Raw genomic sequence first — 19544 nt, forward strand, 5'->3', positions numbered from 1 at the left:
CATGTGCGCCCATAAGGGCATATAGTAAATAGAACATTAGCAAGTTCTTTGACAAGCGTTTAGACGTCAATTATCAGCCGACTTATCTGAAAGGGAAACCAGACAGGGAGTATAGCATGTCGGAAAACTCATAAGTCAGCCAACTGTCAGGCTGCGACTGAATGGGGAGATAAAATGATAGATATGAGGATAAAATCCATACTGATTGAACGATAGCCTGAGCGGTTACATGGGGAGCTCTGACGGAAGACAGTTACCAACGTCAGACTGTACTACTCGGATCCGATGTGTATAGATCACGAGCATAAACGGAGTACAGCGCAATTACAATAAGTAATAAAGGGCGGAAATCGTATCCGACAATCTATCGAGCTAAGTTACTATATGTCTAAATGGGGATTACCTAAACCGGAACGCCACTGCGGTGGCTATAGGACCTTGGGTCTTTGAATATCCGACATGGTAACGGAGCTTCCGTAGTAGTCCGAGCAGGGGAAAGCCTTGCACATGGCGAAGGGAAGCAGTTAATATTTTTTGATACAATCAACGGATCATGTGAGAGACATTATGAGAAATCCGCAGAGCGTATTAAACAGTCTGAGAGAGCAAAGCACAAGACCAAACTACAAGTTTGAGAGGCTCTACAGGATTATGTTTAATGAGGAAATGTACTACCAGGCCTATCAAAAGCTGTATGCCAATCCTGGCAATATGACCAAGGGCTCCGATGGTGGTACCATCGACGGAACGAGCATTTCCACCATTAACCAGCTGATTGAAGCCATCAGAGATGAAAGCTATCAGCCAGCTCCTTCAAGGAGGGTGTATATCCTTAAGAAAAACGGGAAAAAGCGCCCTCTGGGAATACCTTCATTTGGGGACAAATTAGTGCAGGAAGTGATCAGGATGATCCTGCAGTCTGTCTATGAAAGCTGTTTTGAAGATAGCTCACATGGGTTCAGACCAAAGAGAAGCTGCCACACTGCATTAACGAGTATCCAGAGGACTTTCACAGGCACAAAGTGGTTTGTCGAAGGCGACATCAAAGGGTTCTTTGATAACATCAACCACGGTGTTCTCATCGCAATCCTCTCAGAGCGCATTGCTGATGAACGATTCCTGCGCATGATCAGGAAGTTTTTGAATGCGGGGTACATGGAAGATTGGGTATTCAACAAGACCCACAGTGGCACGCCACAAGGAGGGATCATCAGCCCGATTTTGGCCAATATTTATCTGGATAAACTCGATAAGTACGCCTCAGAGTACATCACCAAATTCAATAAAGGGAAGGCCAAAAAGGTAAATCCCGAGTATGCCAAATTCACTTGGATGGCAAGCAATCTTGTGGTAAGAAAGCTCAAAGTTGAGCAAGATGGGTCGATAAGAAGCCAGTTGTTGGCAAAGATCAAGGAGTTAAAGAAGCAACGCATCCTGGTACCGTTCAACGATGCGATGGACGAAAATTACAGGAGATTGAAGTACATCAGGTACGCTGACGACTTTCTCATCGGGATTATCGGGAGCAAAACGGATGCCCAAAAAGTAAAAGAAGACTTTAAGATGTACCTGTCTGAAAAGTTGAAATTGGAGCTGTCCGAGCAGAAAACGTTAATCACCAATGCCAAGTCACCAGCACAATTCCTGGGCTACGAAGTGTCAGTAAGAAAGTCCAGCGCAGCAAAAAGGAACAAGAACGGTGTACTGAGCCGGACGTTCGGGGAAAGGGTGGTACTGGAAATAGGCAACGCCACAATGAGAAAGAAACTGCTCGACTACGATGCCATGACCATATCGGTCCGAAGCGGCAAAGAAGTATGGAAACCTAAATCCAGGCCATGTATGAAAAACAACGATGACCTGGAAATCCTCTCGCAGTACAACGCCGAAATACGGGGCTTCTACAATTACTACTCGATAGCCAACAACAGCCACACGATCGATTCATTTTACAACATTATGGAGTACAGCATGTATAAAACCTATGCTTGTAAGTACCAAACCACAACCCGAAAGGTCATACGCAAGTACAGCGAAGGCAAGGAGTTTGTGGTCAAATACGAAAACAAGGACGGGAAAATACTAAGCAGCAAATTCTATAATGATGGGTTCGCCCGCAAGGCCAATGTCGGATCCCAGCCAGACCTGGTTGGTAACTCGTTGCAGTTTGCTGCCAGGGGAAGCCTGGTTGACCGATTGAAAGCCCGGAAATGCGAATTCTGTGCAGCCACTGATGACCTGGAAATGCATCATGTTAGGAAGCTCAAAGACCTGAAAGGAAAACAGGATTGGGAAAAGCACATGATTGCCCGACGCAGGAAAACGCTGGCTGTATGTTTCAACTGCCATAGAAAGATACACTATGGAAAAATGGACTGATAATATTAATGGAGAGCCGTATACATCGAGAGGTGTACGTACGGTTCGGAGGCGAGTACTTGGAAATACTACCATAGTAATATGGCAAGGCGCTGGGTACTTAGCCTACATTGTGACCGTAAAAGTAGCGCATGACGGAAGCCGGATTGAAACACAGAATCGGACGAAACCAATCGGAAAGGGCAAGGAAGGAAATCGAACATGAGTTTAATCTGGTTAAGGCATCAGGTAAAAAACAACAGCAATCCGAGCATTTGAAGCCCGCTATGGTTAGTGCAAACTACGGTAAGGTTGAAACCAAACGGGCAATATCAAATATTCTTACAGGGGTTATCGAAAAGTACAAATTTACTTCTCTTCCCGAGTTAAATGCGGTCTTGAACCGCTACAATGTGGCGGCAGATCGCGGAAATGAAGAGTCCAGAACTTTCAAGAAAGGGGGGCTACACTACCGGCTGCTGAATGCAAAGGGTGAACGGGTTGGTGTGCCCATAAAGGCTAGCGACTTTCATCAAAAACCGACATTGAATTACCTGCAAAACCGGTTTGAAATTAATGATCAACTGCGGCAAAAAGACAAGTTAAGAATCAAAAACGCGATTGATTTCACATTGTACGGAAAGACGAATGTAACACTTGATCGGCTCACTAATATTCTCGAACGAGATGGAATCGACACCGTTCTCAGAAAGAATGATACCGGACTGATCTATGGAATTACTTACGTCGATCACCGCTCGAAAGCGGTTTTTAATGGAAGTTCTCTCGGTAAAAATTATAGTGCAAAAGCCATTCAGGAGCGCTGTGTGGCTATCGATACCGCCATGTATAATAGGTTATCGAATACGCAGAAACAAGAGCATCTAACGACAGGTCATGGACAGTCAGCCACGTCAAAAAGCTATTGGTTAGCAACTCCTCAGCAGAGCAATGACGCCAGACTTGCCAATGGTGAGGATTCACTATTTGATCCTGTCAAACAAGATGGTTTCACACCAGCAGAGCTTCGTGGAAACAAACGTAAAAAGAAAAAAGGGTTCTCTCAATCACTTTAAACTTGTTTTATTATGGCATCCAACACCGGTGAAAACGATATCAGCCTTCGGGAAATAACTGATATGACCCGCTTGATCAGCATCCTGGTTCTAGCATTGCACTTTTACTATTTCTGTTACCAGGCATTTCAAAATTGGCATCTGACATCTTTAATCTCAGACCGGATTTTGGATAAGATTTTTGCCGCAGGGCTATTCTCTTCGTTCATTAAAACTAAGATTGTGGCACTCGTTTTCTTAACCATTTCAGTGGTCGGGGTGAAAGGTAAAAAGGGCGAAAATATACTGATAAAACCTGCCTTGATCAGTGTTTTGACAGGGTTCATGATCTATTTTTTTAAGTGTTCTTATTCTGAAAACATCAGTCGAAGAGCAATTTAGATCAACCCTGTATATGTTATTTACCTCAATTGGTTTCCTACTGATATTGTCCGGTGGGAGCCAGTTTTCCAGATTGATAACCAAAACGCGGCAGAGCTGGATCAATATCATTAATCCTTTTCGTGGGGTGCTGGTGAGAGGATCTCCGGAATCCGGGAAGACATTTTTTATCTTTCGACATGTGATCACTCAGCACATTGAGAAAGGTTTTTCGATGTTCGTTTATGATTTCAAATACAGCGATTTGACCCTGCTAGCATACAATGCCTGGTTGAAAAACAAATCCAATTTTCCAGTCGAGCCGGCTTTCTATACGATCAATTTCGATGACCTATCGCGTAGCCATAGATGCAACCCTTTAAATCCTGAGAGTATGCTTGACATTAATGATGCAGTGGAATCAGCACGTACTATTTTAATGGAATTGAATCGAGAGTGGATCAAACGCCAAGGCGATTTCTTTGTCGAATCATCCATCAACTTTATGACAGCAGTTATCTGATCTATTGCATACGGTGCTGTATGTATCGCGGCGATAATTTATCCTGCTTCATTCTTCGACGCGTAGTCAAGTCTTGACTTACTAGCAGCACCTTGTTTTGCCTCATAGATTGGTCCAGATTATCGACGAACGCCATTAAGTGCCCGTGACGAGGATGAGTGTCTTCCGACCTCAAAGTCGTTACTGAATTTTCGGGTGGTACACAAATACCGTGGTTTAAACGTACTCGAGCCTATTTTCGATTTTATGCGATTCCTTACTCAGGAGTGCCATAAGTGTACAGTTTATACAAGTAGGTATACATTAAATAGTACTTCATAACTGCGCCAGCAAGTATCCATAACAATACAACATTGTGAAAGAGTTTGATTTTGCTTGTATCGGCCCGAGAGTTAAAAAGCGAGAATGGTATGTTACGCCTGGTGGTAAGCAGCACACTATCTGACTGACAACCTACGCCTTTTTATAAGCTTGTAAGTGGGCGAGCTAGCGCCGAAGATAAACCGGCTTCTACTGCAAATAGCCCCGCACCGCTCTGCGATGACCGGAGAGCGACTCTACTTTACCGTCTTTCACGCAGTAGCCGCTTTTTGTAATGCAGGCTTTTCGACTTTGCCTGATGGATTAAACAATGCCGGAGTCCGCTTCAATTATGAGCTGCATCTTTCGATCATTCTACTGTATGTTATGGGCGGTCTCGGCTTTGGCATTGTCTTTAACTCATTTGAATTTATTAAACGGTGGACTTTAAATTTTTATAACAAAATCAGGTATGGCCGCCACTTTGCTCACAGAGCACGTGTAATTGCATTCAATTCCAAGATAATAGCTTATACTAGCTTTTTACTGATACTTTTTGGGTTTGTCCTTGTTTTTATATTAGAATTTAATCACACGCTTCTTGAACATCAAAGTTATTACGGCAAGTTTGTGACAGCCTTGTTTATTGGCACTAGCCCCCGAACAGCAGGATTCAACACAGTCACGATGAACGAGCTCGCTTTTCCAACTGTAATGCTAACCTTTCTACTTATGTGGATCGGGGCCGCTCCGGGTTCAACTGGTGGAGGGATCAAGGTCACCACATTTGCGCTGGCCACTTTGAACATTTTTACGCTGGCCAGGGGAGCGGGTAGGATCGAAGTACTTGGAAGAAAGGTTTTAAGCGAATCCATCTCCAAAGCTCTTGGTATTATTTCGCTGTCTTTGATTTTTTTAGGTGCAGCTATTTTCATGCTGTCAGTCACAGATCCTGATAAACGATTGATAACATTAGCATTTGAGGCATTCTCAGCATACAGTACTACTGGTCTGAGTTTGGGAGTCACTCCCCAGCTAAGCAATGCAGGCCGGTTAGTGATCATACTAACTATGTTTGTTGGTAGGGTGGGCTCATTGACCTTACTTGTCGCGTTTGTCCGAAAGTCAAAATCGAAAGAATATCAGCTTCCTGGCGAACAATTAATCTTTTAATTACTGACTATGAAGTATATCATTTTTGGACTGGGGAGCTTTGGCAAATCTCTGGCAATCCGCCTAACGGAATTAGGTCATGAAACAATCGGCGTTGATAGTAACATGCAGAAGGTAGAGCAGTTAAAAGAGCGCATCACGCATACGGTGTGCATGGATTGCACAGATAGAAATGCGGTCAGCTCACTTCCCTTTAAAGACGCAGATTCGGTCATTGTAGCTATTGGAGAAGACGAGGGCGCGTCGCTTTTGGCAACAGCGTTGCTTAAACAATTGGGGGTTAAAAAAATCATCGGCCGGGTAGTATCCGATCTTCAAAAAACTGTCCTCGAAGCCATGCAAATCGAAGAGTATATTCTTCCGGAAGAAGAGTCGGCAGAAAGGCTAGCGATGCGTTTGGATAATTCTGGCATTGTTGATTCCTTCAAAATTTCTGAAAAATATAGCATTATCGAAACCCGGGTCCCGGCACGTTATATTGGCATGAGTCTTGCTCAGGCCGATTTCACCAACCGCTACAATGTGATTGTTTTAACAGTGCTGACATTGTCAAAGGGATCTGAAAACGGGCTTGCTAAAATCTTCAAAAAGGCATCTGGTATCGCAACACCCAATACAGTCATGCATGAGAATGAAGTTTTAGTTCTTTTTGGAGAATTAAAGGATATAGAAAAGCTAATGCACTGAGCTAAGGTCAGGATCCAAGCGGCATCGTTATAAATTCATTGATTAATAACGATGCCATCGCGGCTTAGATTAAGTGAAAGCTTCGCCTTACAGGCATTGTCGAAACGAATGGTTTGCATTCCTGTCATCAGGTTTTGATCCACTCGGCTTATGTCAACATTAAGCTCAATGAGTCTTGTAGCCAAAGCATCACTTTCATAAAAAAGCCGAATTCCTGTGCTATCAAAATGTGCATTATAGACGCGTATGACCTGATTACTATGGTTACTGACAAGGGTATAAAGGCCAGTGGAGTCGCTTATAAATTCCCAGATATATGATCGTTTATCGCCAATGACGTATTCAGGGCAGTTAGATTCTTTACAAACCGACTTTCCTCTCCAAATCCCTTCAATTTCCTGTGGCCATTGCTGGATAGCCCTCTCTTTCTTTGCCAGCAAATCGTGCTGCATTTCAAGAAGGCGTTGATAACTTGCCTGTTTGAGAGAAAAGTCTTTTTCTTTCTGAAAAATTTGCTGTTCGCGCAGATTCAGCTGCTGCGTTCTGTGACGATCCTGGCATCCCAGCTGCAATAAACAAGCCATTATGAGAAAGTTTTTCATAAAGTGCATGGGTCTAAAAGATTACTATTAACTGCTAGTTCCAGTTCAATTTCCGGGTTTTAAAATGTTGCGGATCAGTTTATCGCCCGTTTTACTAATTTGGTTGATCCCTTTCTGCAGTATTTCCCCTGTTCGTTCTGTCTGAGCGGTTTGTACTGGAAAATCTGCTTGAAGATCCGGATACATCAACAGATAATTGTAGTCACCGAAGTATTTGGCAAGATGGCGGGGAACTTCTGCAAGAGCGTCATGATAACTTATATTGCCCGGCCGGGCGCAGATGACAACAAACAGGTCCTCTCTTCGAACGTCTCTCGAAAGGATCAGGAAATCACTCCAATCATCAAAGAGTGTAAACTGGGCACCCGGCCCCTTATTGGCCTGATTGTATGCCTGGATTGATGCAAGTGTACTTTCGGTGCTGTAATAGTGTACATCACAATTCAGCTGTTTTCCGATGGTCGAAATCCGCTCAATCAGCATTGGGAATGAAGCTTCCAGCTCAACCCGGTCCGAACATACGACCGTGATTTTGCCAATTGTGTTAAGGGGCTGCATGCCATGGATCAGGTAAACAATCTGCGGGCACCTGGCCAGTAGTTTTTGGGACTTCAATCCCGTCACCGAACCAGGGTCTTTCTCACCTTTTTGCTGGCCAATGATCACTTCATGGATCCTTTTTTCTTCAAGCGTATGCTGAATGCCGGATGCGTAACTGACATCATAGCGGATCAGTGGCGATACGATCACATCCGTTGCTGCTGCTGTGGTGACCATTCTGTCCTGGTATTTTCTTAACCTGCGTTCTTCCGATTCGCGGTCCACGGTTTCTGAACTAATTACAGACAGCACAAAAATATTCTGCTCATGTTTTCTGGGCTGCATCAGCAATGCCAGCTCGATCATTGGATCAATGGTATCTTCTTTGGAGGCCGCGATTAAAATATTTCTTGTTCCTTGTCCGGCTGCCTGATTTGCGCCTTCATTCAGTTTACGGGCTAACTTCACTGCCGCCCTACTTGTCTCAATCGAGGCGATCGTGCAGGTGATCAGTATCATGATCAAACAGCCATTAAGCACATCTTCGTTTAATAACCGAATGGGTTCTCCCAATTCGTTTTGCCCGATAATGATGTTATAACCCACCAAAACTGTTGCAAGTGTAGCCGCTGCCCGCGCCGCACTCAGCCCGAAGATCAGCGTCCGCTCGTCGCCATTCATTTTGAATGATTTCTGCGTTAACAGCGCCGCCAGCCATTTGGATCCCAAAGCTGCAACGGTCATAATGCCGGCTACTTTCAATGATTCAGCACTTTTGAAAAGCACCTGAATGTCGACCAACATGCCCACGCCGATCAGAAAGAAAGGAATAAAAAGCGCGTTGCCGACAAAATCGATCCGGTTCATTAAAGGGGAATGATGCGGGATTAATCTGTTCAGCGCCAGTCCTGAGAGAAATGCTCCGATAATAGGCTCAATGCCAGCAAGTTCTGCTAAAAAAGAGCCCAGGAACACCATCGCGAGCACAAAGGTGTACTGCGCGATGCTATCATCGAAATGCTTGAAGAACCAGCGGGCAATGATCGGAAACACAAACCAGACGATCAATGCGAACACAATAACGGACACAATAAGCTGGATCCAGAAGGCCTGGTTGATCTCACCCTGGCTCATTTTGGCAATAACAGCCAGCACAAGCAAAGAGAGAATATCGGTAATGATCGTCCCGCCGACTGCAATGATGGCGGCTTTTGTTTTGTGGACATTGAACCGGGCTGCGACCGGATAGGAAATGAGGGTGTGTGAGGCCAGCATACTGGCAAACAGAATACTGGAAATCCAGCTAAAACCCAGCAGGAACCTGGCAGCCGGCGCTGCGATCAGCATGGGCACCGCAAATGTGAAGACTCCGAAAATCAGGCTTTTTGAGCTGTTCTTCTTGAATTCTTTCATGTCAATTTCCAGTGCGGCCAGAAACATGATGTAGATCAGGCCAACCGTTCCAAAAAGGACAATGCTGCTGTCGCGCCGGAGCAGATTGGCACCATGTTCACCAACTGCCACGCCGGCCAGGATTAGCCCTATGACATAAGGCACTTTGATTCTATTCAGCAGCAGTGGAACGAACAAGATGATAAAAAGCACCAGAGAAAATATGAGCACCGGATTGCTAAGCGGAAGCTCGAACATGCTTTCAGCATTTAATAATATGGCCATACGGTCTATTTTTTAGCGGATGGGTTCAGTGGAGCTTCGCGGTCCAGGATAGTGACTGAGCGTTTGCCAGCATCGTAAAAGGCACTCTTTAAAACGATCTTGCCACTGTCTGCCAGCATTTTTATTTGTGGGCTGGTTTGAAGTATCTTTTCAAGTGTAAGCCGTGATTGGCTCTGTGCGATGTTGTTAACAAAATCCTTGTTGGCAGAAGAACGGTCTGCGAACTCAGGAGCTGTTTTTGTGGCTTGTGACAGCTCGTTTATAATGCTTGCGAAATTGGCAGTTTGCACATTGTCCACAGCTGCGCCAATGATGCGGCTGTTGCTGCTGGAAAGAACCAGAATAACCTTCGTACCACTATAATTGAGCGCATATTCCATCACTGCGATTTGTTTGGGATCAACCAGGCAGGCAGGACTTGATAGCTGCATAAACATGGAGCGCCGCAGATCGAACATCTTTTCAACAGATTGGTTGAGATCAATATCTGTCACCAGCAAAAACGGTTTTATTCTGGCCAGGCTGTCTGGAATTTTATTTGCTGAATTATAAACAAAGGATGAATCCTTCAAAAATCGGTTATGTCCCTTCATTAAGGCTCGAAAAACATTTTTAGGAGAATGCTGATAGATGGAATCAAGAACCGTTTCGAAAGTCAGCTGTGCCGAATCTTCCTCGATCAGGTTGACAGTGCTGTCTGCTATGGCTACCGAAGTACTATCGGGTGTATTCACTGTTTTTTTATCAGCAGAATTGCAACAGAAGAGCCCGAAGATTGAAAACGGTAGCAGAATTGCACAACAAAAGTTTTTAGTAGGGTATAGCATAGGCTTGTTAAATTTTATACGGGTAGCGTTTACCATAATAATTAAAAATATTGACTAAATAATAGATTTCCATTTTATAATACTATAAATTCTGGAAAATGATCTGTTAACCAAGTACTTACAAAGCGCTGCGTCAGTTTGAGAGGAATTACAACTTCTACGAGGTGTAAAGTCCATGCTAGCAGACAGACCATCAATAAAAAATTATACTTCTAAATATCTTGAATAAATAACAACGTGGGTGTCGACGCTGAGGTTATGACATTTTTTAACCAACTCCCAGGTAGAAAATATGGTTTTCTTAGGTGTTAATGAATGTTAATGTGCATCTCCTTGAGATGGTGTAGTGAGCCTGTAAATTTTCTTTAACGAACTGAGTCTTGGTTTTATCATAATATCTTTTGTAAGTGACCAAACGTTTCTGGCGTGGTAATTGCTGGAATTGTACACTACTCTATTGGTCTAGTCCATTATCTGAACAGGATTTTTGACCCAGTGACAATTCACTTAACTGAACCGCTCCATGAAGACCTTTTATTTTAATGCACTTTTTTTACGATCAAAGGCGCTTCCGGTTGTAGCCCAAAACGAGCTATCCCGAATTTGGCAATAACTGGCAAGCTTGAAGAAGCAGGGAAACAGCCTGTACTTTTTGCAAATGTTGGTTTATATTCTTCACTGGACTCGACGCTTACAGGCGGCGCTGTCTCTGACGAAAAGGGGAATTTTACGATCGCGGCGGTACCTGGAAAATATTTCCTCATAATCTCCTATTTAGACCTCAATGAGAAAATTGTTCCCAATATAATCGTTCAGAATCATGCATTAAGCTTAGGAGTTATTTCTTTAAAAGCTGATGCAGAGCAATTAAAGGAGGTCGTTGTGACAGCTATGGCAAAATTTACAGAGAAGGTCCCGGACGGGGCAACTCGCGACAGGTTTACAACGGCACCGATACAAGTTTTGTTTATGAGCAGGACAATAGCCGCATAAGAGGTGGCTATTCTATTAGTGTCATGGCAGGGATGGATTATTTTATCAACGACAAAAATACGCTTAACGGAACACTCTCTTTCACGTGATTTGCTGAAAGGCTGGGCAACCGTTACTGCCAGTGTGCGCGATTTATTCAATACCAGAAAGTAGTGCCGGATTGTAGAAAATGCTGGATATTATTTTCTAAAATCTGCCATAACAACTAAATTATCACAAGAACAATTATCTAATGAAAACAATGAAAATGCCATTAAAAAACAAGCGCTTAATACTCAGTTTATCGGTTATATTAATTTTGTCCGTCATGTCTGCATGCTCGCGAAAGCTCACTTTCCGGGAATCGGCCATTGTGCCGGCTGCCCAGGGAAATGTTAAATTCAAAAAGGATAAAAACGAAAATTATGCGATCGATCTGTCGGTGCGTCACCTTTCGCCCCCTGAAAGACTTGTTGAATCCCGGGACACATATGTAGTATGGGCCAAGACGGAACACAATGGCCTCAAAAATCTGGGACAGCTCAAAAGCGCGCGCGGACTATTCAGAAAGGAGCTTAAAAGTGAGTTAGAAACGGTGACTACGTTTGCACCGCGAGGCTTTTTCATTACCGCTGAGCGGGCGGCAGATATTGGGTATCCGGAGGGACAAGTGATACTAACAACTGATTGAATAAGTACCTTAAAATTTAATCGCTATGAGAAAATCCATAATCATATTGCTGGTCGCCATATGCCTTTCAAATTGTAAGGACGATACAGAAGAACCTAATCCAAAGCTGGAAAGCATTGTTGGAAAGTGGCGATTAATAGAAAAGGAAGTTGAAATAAATGGCCAGAAAATGTGGCAAAAGGCTAGCGACCGGATACCTTATACGTTTAGTATTAATCCAGCGGGCGTTGTGTTAGACAATGCTGGGCTGCCCGCTTGCTGTGGTCCGAAATCTTTTATGTTAAATGGTATTGTCGTCAAGATAGAATCCGCTACCGAATTGCCCATTAACCCTACGTGCGCTACGGTTAATTGTGCACCATGTGATGTGTGGGGCATGGACCAAAAGGGGAATGAATTGATAATTTCGTATTGTGAGCTTGAACGGGCTAAGTTCATTAAAGAATAACACCTGATTAAGCAAAACACTCTAATATTAAGTATTGATCTTGGCATGAGGAATATAAGGGCGTTATTCTCATTTTCAATAGTAAAATAACGAAACTTTTGCTCACGATAATTTTTTAAGCCTTACTAATTTGTTTCGAAACGAAGGGGGTAGTGTTGAGAATAGAAATACCACAGTTACTGCCGGGATAGACAGTGCAAAAGCGAGAAGTATTGGCATTATTGGGCGGGCAGGGCAAGCTGCTCCCAGAGGCGGTCAACAGCCTTCCGGAAGTTCTGCCGTGGAATCATTATTCAAACGGATGCTGATATCAATCCTGGTAATAGTGGCGGTGCGCTGGTGAATACAAACTGAGAGCTCCCTTTAAAGTCGATCAAGTGTTGATTTCATAAGCCGAATTTCTTCGCGTTGCGAGATAATAATACTATCAGCCAAAGCCCTTACTTGTGAATCTTTGAGATCAGCCCTACTACTTGCCAGAATCGCCGATGAATGGTGGGGTATCATTGCTTTTAGGTATTGTCTTTCACTGATAAATGTCTGGTTTCGAAGAAACGTAAACGCAAGGACAAAAATCACGGAACTAACAATATAGATCGTCAAATTGGCCTTTTTATTAGGATACATATTTGGCATAAATGCAAGCATGATGATTGCCATCGGCGAAATCATCAGAATAGTCATATACAACCTGGTTGTACTTAGGTATATGTGTTCCAAGTCATTTACATTTAGAAACATAACTGCGTACATGACAATGAAGGAAGCCAACAGCATTCCAAAAAATCTCATATAGTGACTGTTTTTCATGATAAGCGTTATTTAAAGTTGATGACAAATGAATGCTTGAATGCAGAGTTTTGTTTCAATAATCCTGTGAAAAAAATGCTGGCGTTTTAAATATGTTCTATTTCGTTTCGAGCTCACCCAGATACAGGACTAGCGGCTGACTGATGCGCCGCGATCTTGCTTAATATGGGAATGAAAATTGGATGTGATGTTAATTTACTTAATTGTAAACACATTAAATACAGCTCGTTACAAATCAGTCTATCATCCTTTCCATAGTCCCAGATTGGGCTAAAACTTTCAGAAACGATTCTTTCAAAACTAATCTCGGAGGCAACAATTACGGCAGATCCATCATCCTTTCGCACAACATTTTCAGGAAAATGGTTTGACCGGAATTCAATCAGGGAGCACAGTGCGTGTAAGCTGATGATGGCAGTGCCCGGGTCATTAATACCAGGACTCAGGGCCTTCAATGCAATCTCCCGTAATTGGCTAAACCCGTAAAAAAAATTTTCACGAATGCTTTGGTTAACAGAAATAGATGTTCGCTCAATAACCTCATTCTGGATATCTTCCGGCAGAAATCTGCTTGTCGAAACGAGTGGGATCCCCGGCAGCAGGAATGTTCCAGGCGTGATCAAAACGGTTATTTCAAAATCATGTTTGCGGCAGAGTGATGTTAATCCTTCGAGATCCATCCCTCCGAAAATCCCTGACTTTACAGAATTGATAACATAGGGTGTAACTGGCATCGTGAAATTAGGGGAAGGCTGCTCTCGCGGGCATGCTTTCTTAAGGGCATCGAGTGTGTCATTAAATATACGTTGAATAACCACCTCATATTTGACAGATTGCGTGATGTAATGCAAAAAGTAAATAAATATGAAGATATCCAGGATCGTAAAAAATATCAAAAGGTAAGTGCTAAGCGCAGGAATGTAGATGCCTGAATCTATATCACGTATTGTACTCAGCAGAAAGAAAGCGTATATAATCGTACCGATATAAATTCCTAAAATGACTTGCTGAAATTTGTTTCCAATCAATTGCCCCAATACACGGTTACTCATTTGAGAAGCCGCTTGATTAAGCACGATCATTACCATTGAAAAGCTAAACACCGTGAGCGAGATTATACCAGATGCGATGGCACCAATAATACTTCTTGCAGTCGATGCATCCCTTAACCGAAGCCAGTGAAGCTGTTCCTTAATTGATTTACCCAACTGTGAATGGTCAATACTGATCATTGAGCCGCATAAAATAAGGAATCCTATCGCAATAATTGCTGGATAGAATGCTATGCTATTAACCATTCTATGGTATCGTTTCTGAAAAAAGTTTTCCACTTTAATTATTTTGATTATGCATGAAGCATGTTTAAAGCCAGTCTGTTCCTGGCTCTGTCAAAGGCAAACAGCTCTCGTCTTAAGAGGAGGGCTTGTTTAGTGATTTTATGAATTAAAATTATTAAGCTACCATTATTCAGGCTCTTATTATCATGCCAGTTGATCCCTTGACTTATGTCTGCGCGACTACCAAAGTTTCGTAGTGCTGTTCAAATCCAAGTTCATAGGCATGGTATTTTACCACTCCTAGATAGCTTCACTAGTGCAACTTCCCAATTTCGGCACAACATTGCAGTCAAATCCTACCATTTTAATGGCTAACTGGAGCCAATTATTTGAAGAAAGCAATCAGAAAAATAACATACTCAGGGCAACACTTGGCTTCAAACTCTAAGATCTTAATTATTGAATTTTTCACTTAAACGACTCAGTTAATATGGAAGCTATTAAAATCCAGGACAACAAAATAGCAAAATTGAAAATGGTGCAATTGGGCTGCATTTTTTGCCTATTTATCATCTCAATTGCTTGTTCAGACAAAAAGAAGGACGGTGAGAATACGGATCAAATAAGTGCTTCGGACGCCATAGCGAAAAAAGAGAATAATAGTACAGTGGCAGCGTATGTTAGCTTCGTCAATAATGACCAGAATAAAATGGAGCTTGACCATGCTTACGCCAGTGAGGCACTTGGAAAAATGACATCAGCGGTAAGTGCAATGGCTGGTGAGGTAGACTTTGATATTAAGGGGGACTTGGACGCTGTCAACGAAGCTGCAACCAAAATTACAAAAGACCCTTTCGACACTTCTCACGCTGATCAAATCAGAAAAGCCGCTGAGATATTATCAGGTGTGTTGCAAAATATACAGGTTGCAAAGTATCCAGGGCTGGCAAATGAGGCGGGGGAAGTATCAAGTGCGGCTATGGCAATTGATCCCAAAACGTTGACGCTCGATCAAAAAGATGCAGTGAAAAACTTTTTTGCGAAAGGTGCAGATCTTCTGGAAAAGATGAATTAGGAAAGCTGATACTCTCACTAACAATTTATCAATGAGTATAACAGGTTTCTTTTAACCTGTTATACTATTATAAGACTGTTAACGAAGCCTGGCAGCTTCGGAATTAGGAGCTGGTGTTGAAAGGACAAGTCCACCGGTTAATGGAGCTACAATGAGCTGAGCAATGAGAATAAGCGCCAGGGCATTATTATTTACAAGCCCGGATATTAACCAACCAACTGTGCTATTATGGATCAAATATTTTTTACCAGCTGGGATAGTCTGCTGCGCACATTTATAATATGCATCCTTGCGTATTTCTCACTAGTAATGATGTTGAGGATTTCCGGAAAAAGGACATTGTCACAAATGAAAGAGTTTGACTTTATTGTGACAGTCGCCCTTGGCTCGACGCTGGCCACAGTCCTGTTAAATAAAGACGTTGCTTTGGCTGACGGAACCCTCGCTCTGGCCCTTTTGATTTCGCTCCAATATATATTGGCAACTGCCTCGGTTCGATCCAAATCGTTTTCTCGGCTGATCAGTTCAGAGCCGACACTGGTATTTTTTAAGGGGAATTTTTTAAATGATGCGCTTAGAAAAGAAAGGGTGACAGAAGATGAAATTCGGTCCGTATTAAGAAATGAAGGGGTAACTTCAATAGCCAGCATTGAGGCTGTTGTAATGGAGTCAAATGGTAAATTTACTGTTGTTACGGATGGTAAGTTATCAGATCCAGATTCTCCGCTCTCGAACGTTAAACCGGTAGCCGGAAAAATGTAATGATCTGTGATCGCATTAATTGCTAATCGATCGAGGGGTATGCAACTTTGGGAAATTTACCTGTATTCCGTATTTAAATACAAAATAGCTCATCATGAAAATCAGCGTTAAAGGTATTACAGGATTTAGTATTGGTGCCATAGATGGCGAAATGGGGGTTGTCAAGGAAATTTACTTTGAAGACCATACTTGGACTGTACGATACCTGATCGTTAAGACAGGGAATTTTTTAAAAGACAAGTTAATCTTGGTCTCTACGCAGGCTTTGCTCGCTCCTGATTGGGATAATGAATTGTTTCCTACCAATCTGTCCATGGACCAGATAATCAATAGCCCGGATATTGATACAGATAAACCAGTTTACAGGCAACAAGAAATAAAATTATATGAACATTTTCCATGGGATATTTATTGGGCCATGGGAATAATTCCCATGGAGGATTCTGTCGAGATCGCTATTTCGGAGAAAGAAAAGGAAATCAGTGCAAAAGCCAACCCTCACTTACGTAGTTCGGAGAAAGTAACTGGATATAGCTTACATGCCACTGACGGAGAATTGGGTCATATAGACGACTTGATTATCGAGACAGACTCCTGGAAAATCACTTCTGTTGTTGTGAAAACAGGTAATTGGTTTTCAGGCAAAGAAATTCTAATGCCCACTGAATGGATTTTAGAAATAGACTGGCTCAGCTCAACATTTGCGGTGGATGCGACTGTTGAACAAGTACAGCAATGTGAGCCTTTTGATGCTGGCGATGCTGTCAACGAAGCCTATGAAAAAGTTCTTCGGGATTATAAGGGCCGCAGAATATAGATCCTGGGTTTACCTCTTTTCACCATTAGCTAACTGATCGCCTGCAATCCGGATTGTCTATTCCGTCTAACTACTAACGGTAATTTTTTTCATGCCAGATCATTTTTAATCTGCAAAAGTAAATTATTATGAACAACATTTTAAATGCATTATTTCTTGGTAACACCATTCTTTCCTGGCTTATAGCCATATCTATACTCACTGGATTATATATTATAATTTGGTTTTTTAAATCTGTTATCATTCGCAGGGCCGAATCTTGGTCAGTAAAAACGACCACCAGCTGGGATGACTATTTAATTGATATGATAGAAAACTCAGTCGTGCCCCTGCTTTATATAGGCAGTTTGTATTTCGTTGTATCTACGCTGGTATTTTCACCAAAGGTGGACAGCATTGCGAATATTGTTTTTTTGGTAGTCGTTACTTTTTTTGTTTTGCGAATAATAAGTTCGTCTTTCCAGAAATTCGTTTTTTCTTTTATTCACGCCCAGGAAAACAGCGATGCTAAGGAAAAGCAGGCTTCCGGGTTGATCCTGATTGTCAATATTGTGATATGGATTATCGGGATTATCTTTATGATCGATAACCTAGGTTATGATGTCACCTCCCTTATAGCGGGACTTGGAATAGGTGGTATTGCTATTGCCCTGGCTGCGCAAACCATTCTAGGGGATCTTTTTAGCTACTTTGTCATTTTCTTCGACCGGCCATTTGAAATTGGTGACTTTGTTGTAATCGACGATAAATCGGGCGTGATAGAATATATTGGTATTAAAACAACACGAATCAGGACACTTGGGGGTGAGCAGCTTGTTTGCTCAAATACAGACCTGACTAATTCCCGCCTTCACAATTATAAAAGACTTGAAAAACGCAGGATCCTGTTCAATCTCGGGGTGACTTATCAAACTTCCCACAAACAACTTTCTGAAATCCCTGAAATGATCAGGCAAGTTATACAGTCAAAGCCATATATTACTTTCGATCGTGCTCATTTTTCTGGTTATGGTGATTTCAGTTTGAATTTTGAAGTAGTGTATTATGTGCAAGATGCAGACTACACGTTTTACATGGATAAGCAACAGTCGATTTATCTGGACATATTTGAGGCCTTCGAGCAAAGTGGCATTGACTTTGCTTATCCTACACAGACCTTAATGATGCAGTTGGAAAATACGCATATCAAATAACAACTAGTATCTATAAATCAGCACAATTTTGCCCCATGGAATTATTCGTACTTTTCTCAATCCTGATCTCACTTGCGGCACTTTTCTCTTATATCAACGTCCGCTTTTTAAAACTTCCCTCCGGGATAAGCTTGATGCTGATGGGCACCGTAGTTGCATTGGTGGTGATCGCATTGGGCCAGATTTCAAGCCGCTTTTCGGCAGTGGTAGTGAAGGAGCTCGCGCTTATCGATTTTTCCGAATTCATCCTGGGGATCCTTTTGAGCTTCCTTTTGTTTGCGGGTTCGTTGCATATGCAGCTTCCCGATCTTAAAAAGTCAGCAAAGACCATTACCAGCTTCGCCGTAATCGGAACTATTCTTTCCACATTCATAGTGGGTTACGGATTTCATTACCTTACGCTGCTTTTTGGTATAGATATCCCTTTGGTTTTCTGTTTGCTTTTGGGCGCATTGATTGCTCCCACCGACCCAATTGCAGTAATGGGGATTTTGACAAAAGCGAAATTGTCCAAGACAGTTGAGACCAACATTGTCGGTGAATCGCTCTTTAACGATGGCATTGGCGTGGTAATATTTGCCACTTTAGTCCAAATAGCTTCCGTAGGCATCGAGAATTTTGGTGCTTCTCAAATCGGCCTGCTGTTTCTTCAAGAAGCAGTGGGAGGCATTGTTGCTGGTGGCTTTATCGGTGTTGTGGGTTACCGGCTCATGAAATCGATCGATCATTTCCAGACAGAAATTTTGATTTCCCTGGCGATGGTTATGGGAGGGTATTCACTTTGCCATTTTCTGCATGTATCGGGCCCGCTGGCCATGGTTGTGGCTGGTATCATGACTGGAAACAGAGGTAGGGCACGCGCGATGAGCGATATCACCAAGGATTATCTGAGCAAATTCTGGGAAGTTACCGATGAGGTTCTCAATGCGATCCTGTTCCTGCTGATCGGGTTGGAGATTGTTGTAGTAACTTTCGAAGTGAACTATGTAATCATCGGCCTGCTTACGGCCATAATGATCATTATCGTCCGATTCGGGGTGCTTTATTCTACGGCAACCACATTCGGGTTTATCAAACAGCTCGGACCCGGAACTTTGAAAATAATGGCGTGGGGTGGTCTGCGTGGTGGAATTTCAATTGCACTTGCACTGTCGCTGCCCACCAGCCCGTATAAAAGCACTATTGTTTCTGTCACCTTCGTGATCGTACTCTTCTCCATCATAGTGCAGGGACTAACAATTGGTTCGTTGATAAAAAGATTAGCACGTGAGACCAAATAAAGACAATCTTCTGGGTTAGTAGATCTTGCCATCTAAGGGACTGCACGGCCTGGACAATTGGCGATATTGGTATAGGGTTAATGGCCGGGCTTAACA

Annotated in this window: 20 protein-coding genes and 1 pseudogene; 15 read left to right on the forward strand and 6 right to left on the reverse strand. The window is 42.7% G+C overall.

Features of this window, described 5'->3' with window-relative positions; translation table 11 throughout:
• Positions 1–567: 567 nt before the first annotated feature.
• The 4 genes from G395_RS0124305 (at position 568) to G395_RS32820 (ending at position 4317) form a co-directional block, all read left to right on the forward strand.
• Positions 568–2379 (forward strand): reverse transcriptase domain-containing protein, encoded by a 1812-nt coding sequence (locus G395_RS0124305; protein WP_026632441.1) that lies wholly within the window; start codon positions 568–570, stop codon positions 2377–2379.
• Between the two features lie 131 nt (positions 2380–2510).
• A complete protein-coding gene (locus tag G395_RS30220) occupies positions 2511–3434 on the forward strand; it encodes a hypothetical protein (RefSeq protein WP_051350357.1) in 924 nt (307 codons plus the stop codon).
• A gap of 63 nt (positions 3435–3497) precedes the next feature.
• A complete protein-coding gene (locus G395_RS33135) occupies positions 3498–3815 on the forward strand; it encodes a YWFCY domain-containing protein (RefSeq protein WP_445438717.1) in 318 nt (105 codons plus the stop codon).
• 13 nt (positions 3816–3828) lie between these two features.
• Positions 3829–4317, forward strand: coding sequence for a hypothetical protein (locus G395_RS32820; protein ID WP_026632443.1), 489 nt, complete (start codon positions 3829–3831; stop codon positions 4315–4317).
• Position 4318: 1 nt separating this feature from the next.
• Here G395_RS32820 and G395_RS33140 read toward each other — a convergent pair whose 3' ends face one another.
• Positions 4319–4453 carry a DUF4113 domain-containing protein gene (locus G395_RS33140; RefSeq protein ID WP_157486802.1) on the reverse strand — a complete coding sequence of 45 codons (135 nt, stop codon included), beginning with the start codon at positions 4451–4453 and terminating at the stop codon, positions 4319–4321.
• 341 nt (positions 4454–4794) lie between these two features.
• Between G395_RS33140 and G395_RS30230 the strand changes: the two genes are divergently transcribed.
• Positions 4795–5790: a potassium transporter TrkG gene (locus G395_RS30230; protein ID WP_051350358.1), complete on the forward strand. Its 996-nt coding sequence runs from the start codon at positions 4795–4797 to the stop codon at positions 5788–5790.
• Between the two features lie 9 nt (positions 5791–5799).
• Positions 5800–6477, forward strand: coding sequence for a potassium channel family protein (locus G395_RS0124330; RefSeq protein WP_026632444.1), 678 nt, complete (start codon positions 5800–5802; stop codon positions 6475–6477).
• Between the two features lie 35 nt (positions 6478–6512).
• On the opposite strand, the gene G395_RS0124335 is transcribed toward G395_RS0124330, so the two are convergent.
• From G395_RS0124335 to G395_RS0124345, 3 genes are all read right to left on the reverse strand, one after another.
• Positions 6513–7061: a hypothetical protein gene (locus G395_RS0124335; protein ID WP_229204285.1), complete on the reverse strand. Its 549-nt coding sequence runs from the start codon at positions 7059–7061 to the stop codon at positions 6513–6515.
• A gap of 63 nt (positions 7062–7124) precedes the next feature.
• Entirely contained in the window at positions 7125–9296 is a 2172-nt protein-coding gene (locus tag G395_RS0124340) for a cation:proton antiporter (protein ID WP_026632446.1), read from the reverse strand.
• A 5-nt stretch (positions 9297–9301) separates the two neighbouring features.
• Positions 9302–10030 carry a carbonic anhydrase gene (locus tag G395_RS0124345; RefSeq protein ID WP_026632447.1) on the reverse strand — a complete coding sequence of 243 codons (729 nt, stop codon included), beginning with the start codon at positions 10028–10030 and terminating at the stop codon, positions 9302–9304.
• Between the two features lie 696 nt (positions 10031–10726).
• On the opposite strand from G395_RS0124345, the gene G395_RS0124350 reads away from it, so the two are divergent.
• The 4 genes and pseudogenes from G395_RS0124350 to G395_RS32825 form a co-directional block, all read left to right on the forward strand.
• On the forward strand, positions 10727–11116 hold the full coding sequence (locus G395_RS0124350) for a carboxypeptidase-like regulatory domain-containing protein (RefSeq protein ID WP_026632448.1): 390 nt from the start codon (positions 10727–10729) through the stop codon (positions 11114–11116).
• Positions 11117–11423: 307 nt separating this feature from the next.
• The gene (locus tag G395_RS0124355; protein ID WP_157486804.1) at positions 11424–11786 is read left to right on the forward strand and encodes a hypothetical protein; all 363 of its coding nucleotides are present in this window, start codon (positions 11424–11426) and stop codon (positions 11784–11786) included.
• A gap of 25 nt (positions 11787–11811) precedes the next feature.
• On the forward strand, positions 11812–12234 hold the full coding sequence (locus G395_RS0124360) for a hypothetical protein (RefSeq protein WP_026632450.1): 423 nt from the start codon (positions 11812–11814) through the stop codon (positions 12232–12234).
• 148 nt (positions 12235–12382) lie between these two features.
• A pseudogene (locus G395_RS32825) lies at positions 12383–12585 on the forward strand (serine protease); the annotation flags it as partial.
• Positions 12586–12597: 12 nt separating this feature from the next.
• Here G395_RS32825 and G395_RS0124365 read toward each other — a convergent pair.
• Both G395_RS0124365 and G395_RS0124370 read right to left on the reverse strand, forming a co-directional pair.
• Complete coding sequence (locus G395_RS0124365; protein ID WP_229204286.1) at positions 12598–12918, reverse strand: DUF305 domain-containing protein; 321 nt, start codon at positions 12916–12918, stop codon at positions 12598–12600.
• A 239-nt stretch (positions 12919–13157) separates the two neighbouring features.
• A complete protein-coding gene (locus G395_RS0124370) occupies positions 13158–14342 on the reverse strand; it encodes a DUF2254 domain-containing protein (RefSeq protein WP_051350362.1) in 1185 nt (394 codons plus the stop codon).
• 469 nt (positions 14343–14811) lie between these two features.
• Between G395_RS0124370 and G395_RS0124375 the strand changes: the two genes are divergently transcribed.
• The 5 genes from G395_RS0124375 (at position 14812) to G395_RS0124395 (ending at position 19448) form a co-directional block, all read left to right on the forward strand.
• A complete protein-coding gene (locus tag G395_RS0124375; RefSeq protein WP_026632453.1) occupies positions 14812–15396 on the forward strand; it encodes a hypothetical protein in 585 nt (194 codons plus the stop codon).
• A gap of 228 nt (positions 15397–15624) precedes the next feature.
• A complete protein-coding gene (locus G395_RS0124380; protein ID WP_026632454.1) occupies positions 15625–16158 on the forward strand; it encodes a DUF421 domain-containing protein in 534 nt (177 codons plus the stop codon).
• A 94-nt stretch (positions 16159–16252) separates the two neighbouring features.
• Complete coding sequence (locus tag G395_RS0124385; protein ID WP_026632455.1) at positions 16253–16975, forward strand: PRC-barrel domain containing protein; 723 nt, start codon at positions 16253–16255, stop codon at positions 16973–16975.
• Between the two features lie 305 nt (positions 16976–17280).
• Positions 17281–18168 (forward strand): mechanosensitive ion channel family protein, encoded by an 888-nt coding sequence (locus tag G395_RS30235; protein ID WP_229204287.1) that lies wholly within the window; start codon positions 17281–17283, stop codon positions 18166–18168.
• Positions 18169–18203: 35 nt separating this feature from the next.
• Complete coding sequence (locus G395_RS0124395; RefSeq protein ID WP_026632456.1) at positions 18204–19448, forward strand: cation:proton antiporter; 1245 nt, start codon at positions 18204–18206, stop codon at positions 19446–19448.
• Positions 19449–19544: the final 96 nt, after the last annotated feature.

The organism is Dyadobacter alkalitolerans DSM 23607 (assembly GCF_000428845.1).
GTDB classification, from domain to species: Bacteria; Bacteroidota; Bacteroidia; order Cytophagales; family Spirosomataceae; genus Dyadobacter; species Dyadobacter alkalitolerans.

Bases quoted from the DNA above. Each gene is read 5' to 3' on its own strand.
- G395_RS0124340 (WP_026632446.1), bottom strand. From the start codon at position 9,296: ATGGCCATATTATTAAATGCTGAAAGCATGTTCGAGCTTCCGCTTAGC.
- G395_RS33140 (WP_157486802.1), bottom strand. From the start codon at position 4,453: ATGGCGTTCGTCGATAATCTGGACCAATCTATGAGGCAAAACAAGGTG.
- G395_RS0124355 (WP_157486804.1), top strand. From the start codon at position 11,424: ATGTCTGCATGCTCGCGAAAGCTCACTTTCCGGGAATCGGCCATTGTG.
- G395_RS0124305 (WP_026632441.1), top strand. From the start codon at position 568: ATGAGAAATCCGCAGAGCGTATTAAACAGTCTGAGAGAGCAAAGCACA.
- G395_RS0124395 (WP_026632456.1), top strand. From the start codon at position 18,204: ATGGAATTATTCGTACTTTTCTCAATCCTGATCTCACTTGCGGCACTT.
- G395_RS30235 (WP_229204287.1), top strand. From the start codon at position 17,281: ATGATAGAAAACTCAGTCGTGCCCCTGCTTTATATAGGCAGTTTGTAT.
- G395_RS0124330 (WP_026632444.1), top strand. From the start codon at position 5,800: ATGAAGTATATCATTTTTGGACTGGGGAGCTTTGGCAAATCTCTGGCA.
- G395_RS33135 (WP_445438717.1), top strand. From the start codon at position 3,498: ATGACCCGCTTGATCAGCATCCTGGTTCTAGCATTGCACTTTTACTAT.
- G395_RS0124385 (WP_026632455.1), top strand. From the start codon at position 16,253: ATGAAAATCAGCGTTAAAGGTATTACAGGATTTAGTATTGGTGCCATA.
- G395_RS0124365 (WP_229204286.1), bottom strand. From the start codon at position 12,918: ATGACTATTCTGATGATTTCGCCGATGGCAATCATCATGCTTGCATTT.
- G395_RS32820 (WP_026632443.1), top strand. From the start codon at position 3,829: ATGTTATTTACCTCAATTGGTTTCCTACTGATATTGTCCGGTGGGAGC.
- G395_RS0124370 (WP_051350362.1), bottom strand. From the start codon at position 14,342: ATGGTTAATAGCATAGCATTCTATCCAGCAATTATTGCGATAGGATTC.
- G395_RS0124335 (WP_229204285.1), bottom strand. From the start codon at position 7,061: ATGGCTTGTTTATTGCAGCTGGGATGCCAGGATCGTCACAGAACGCAG.
- G395_RS0124375 (WP_026632453.1), top strand. From the start codon at position 14,812: ATGGAAGCTATTAAAATCCAGGACAACAAAATAGCAAAATTGAAAATG.
- G395_RS30220 (WP_051350357.1), top strand. From the start codon at position 2,511: ATGACGGAAGCCGGATTGAAACACAGAATCGGACGAAACCAATCGGAA.
- G395_RS0124360 (WP_026632450.1), top strand. From the start codon at position 11,812: ATGAGAAAATCCATAATCATATTGCTGGTCGCCATATGCCTTTCAAAT.
- G395_RS0124380 (WP_026632454.1), top strand. From the start codon at position 15,625: ATGGATCAAATATTTTTTACCAGCTGGGATAGTCTGCTGCGCACATTT.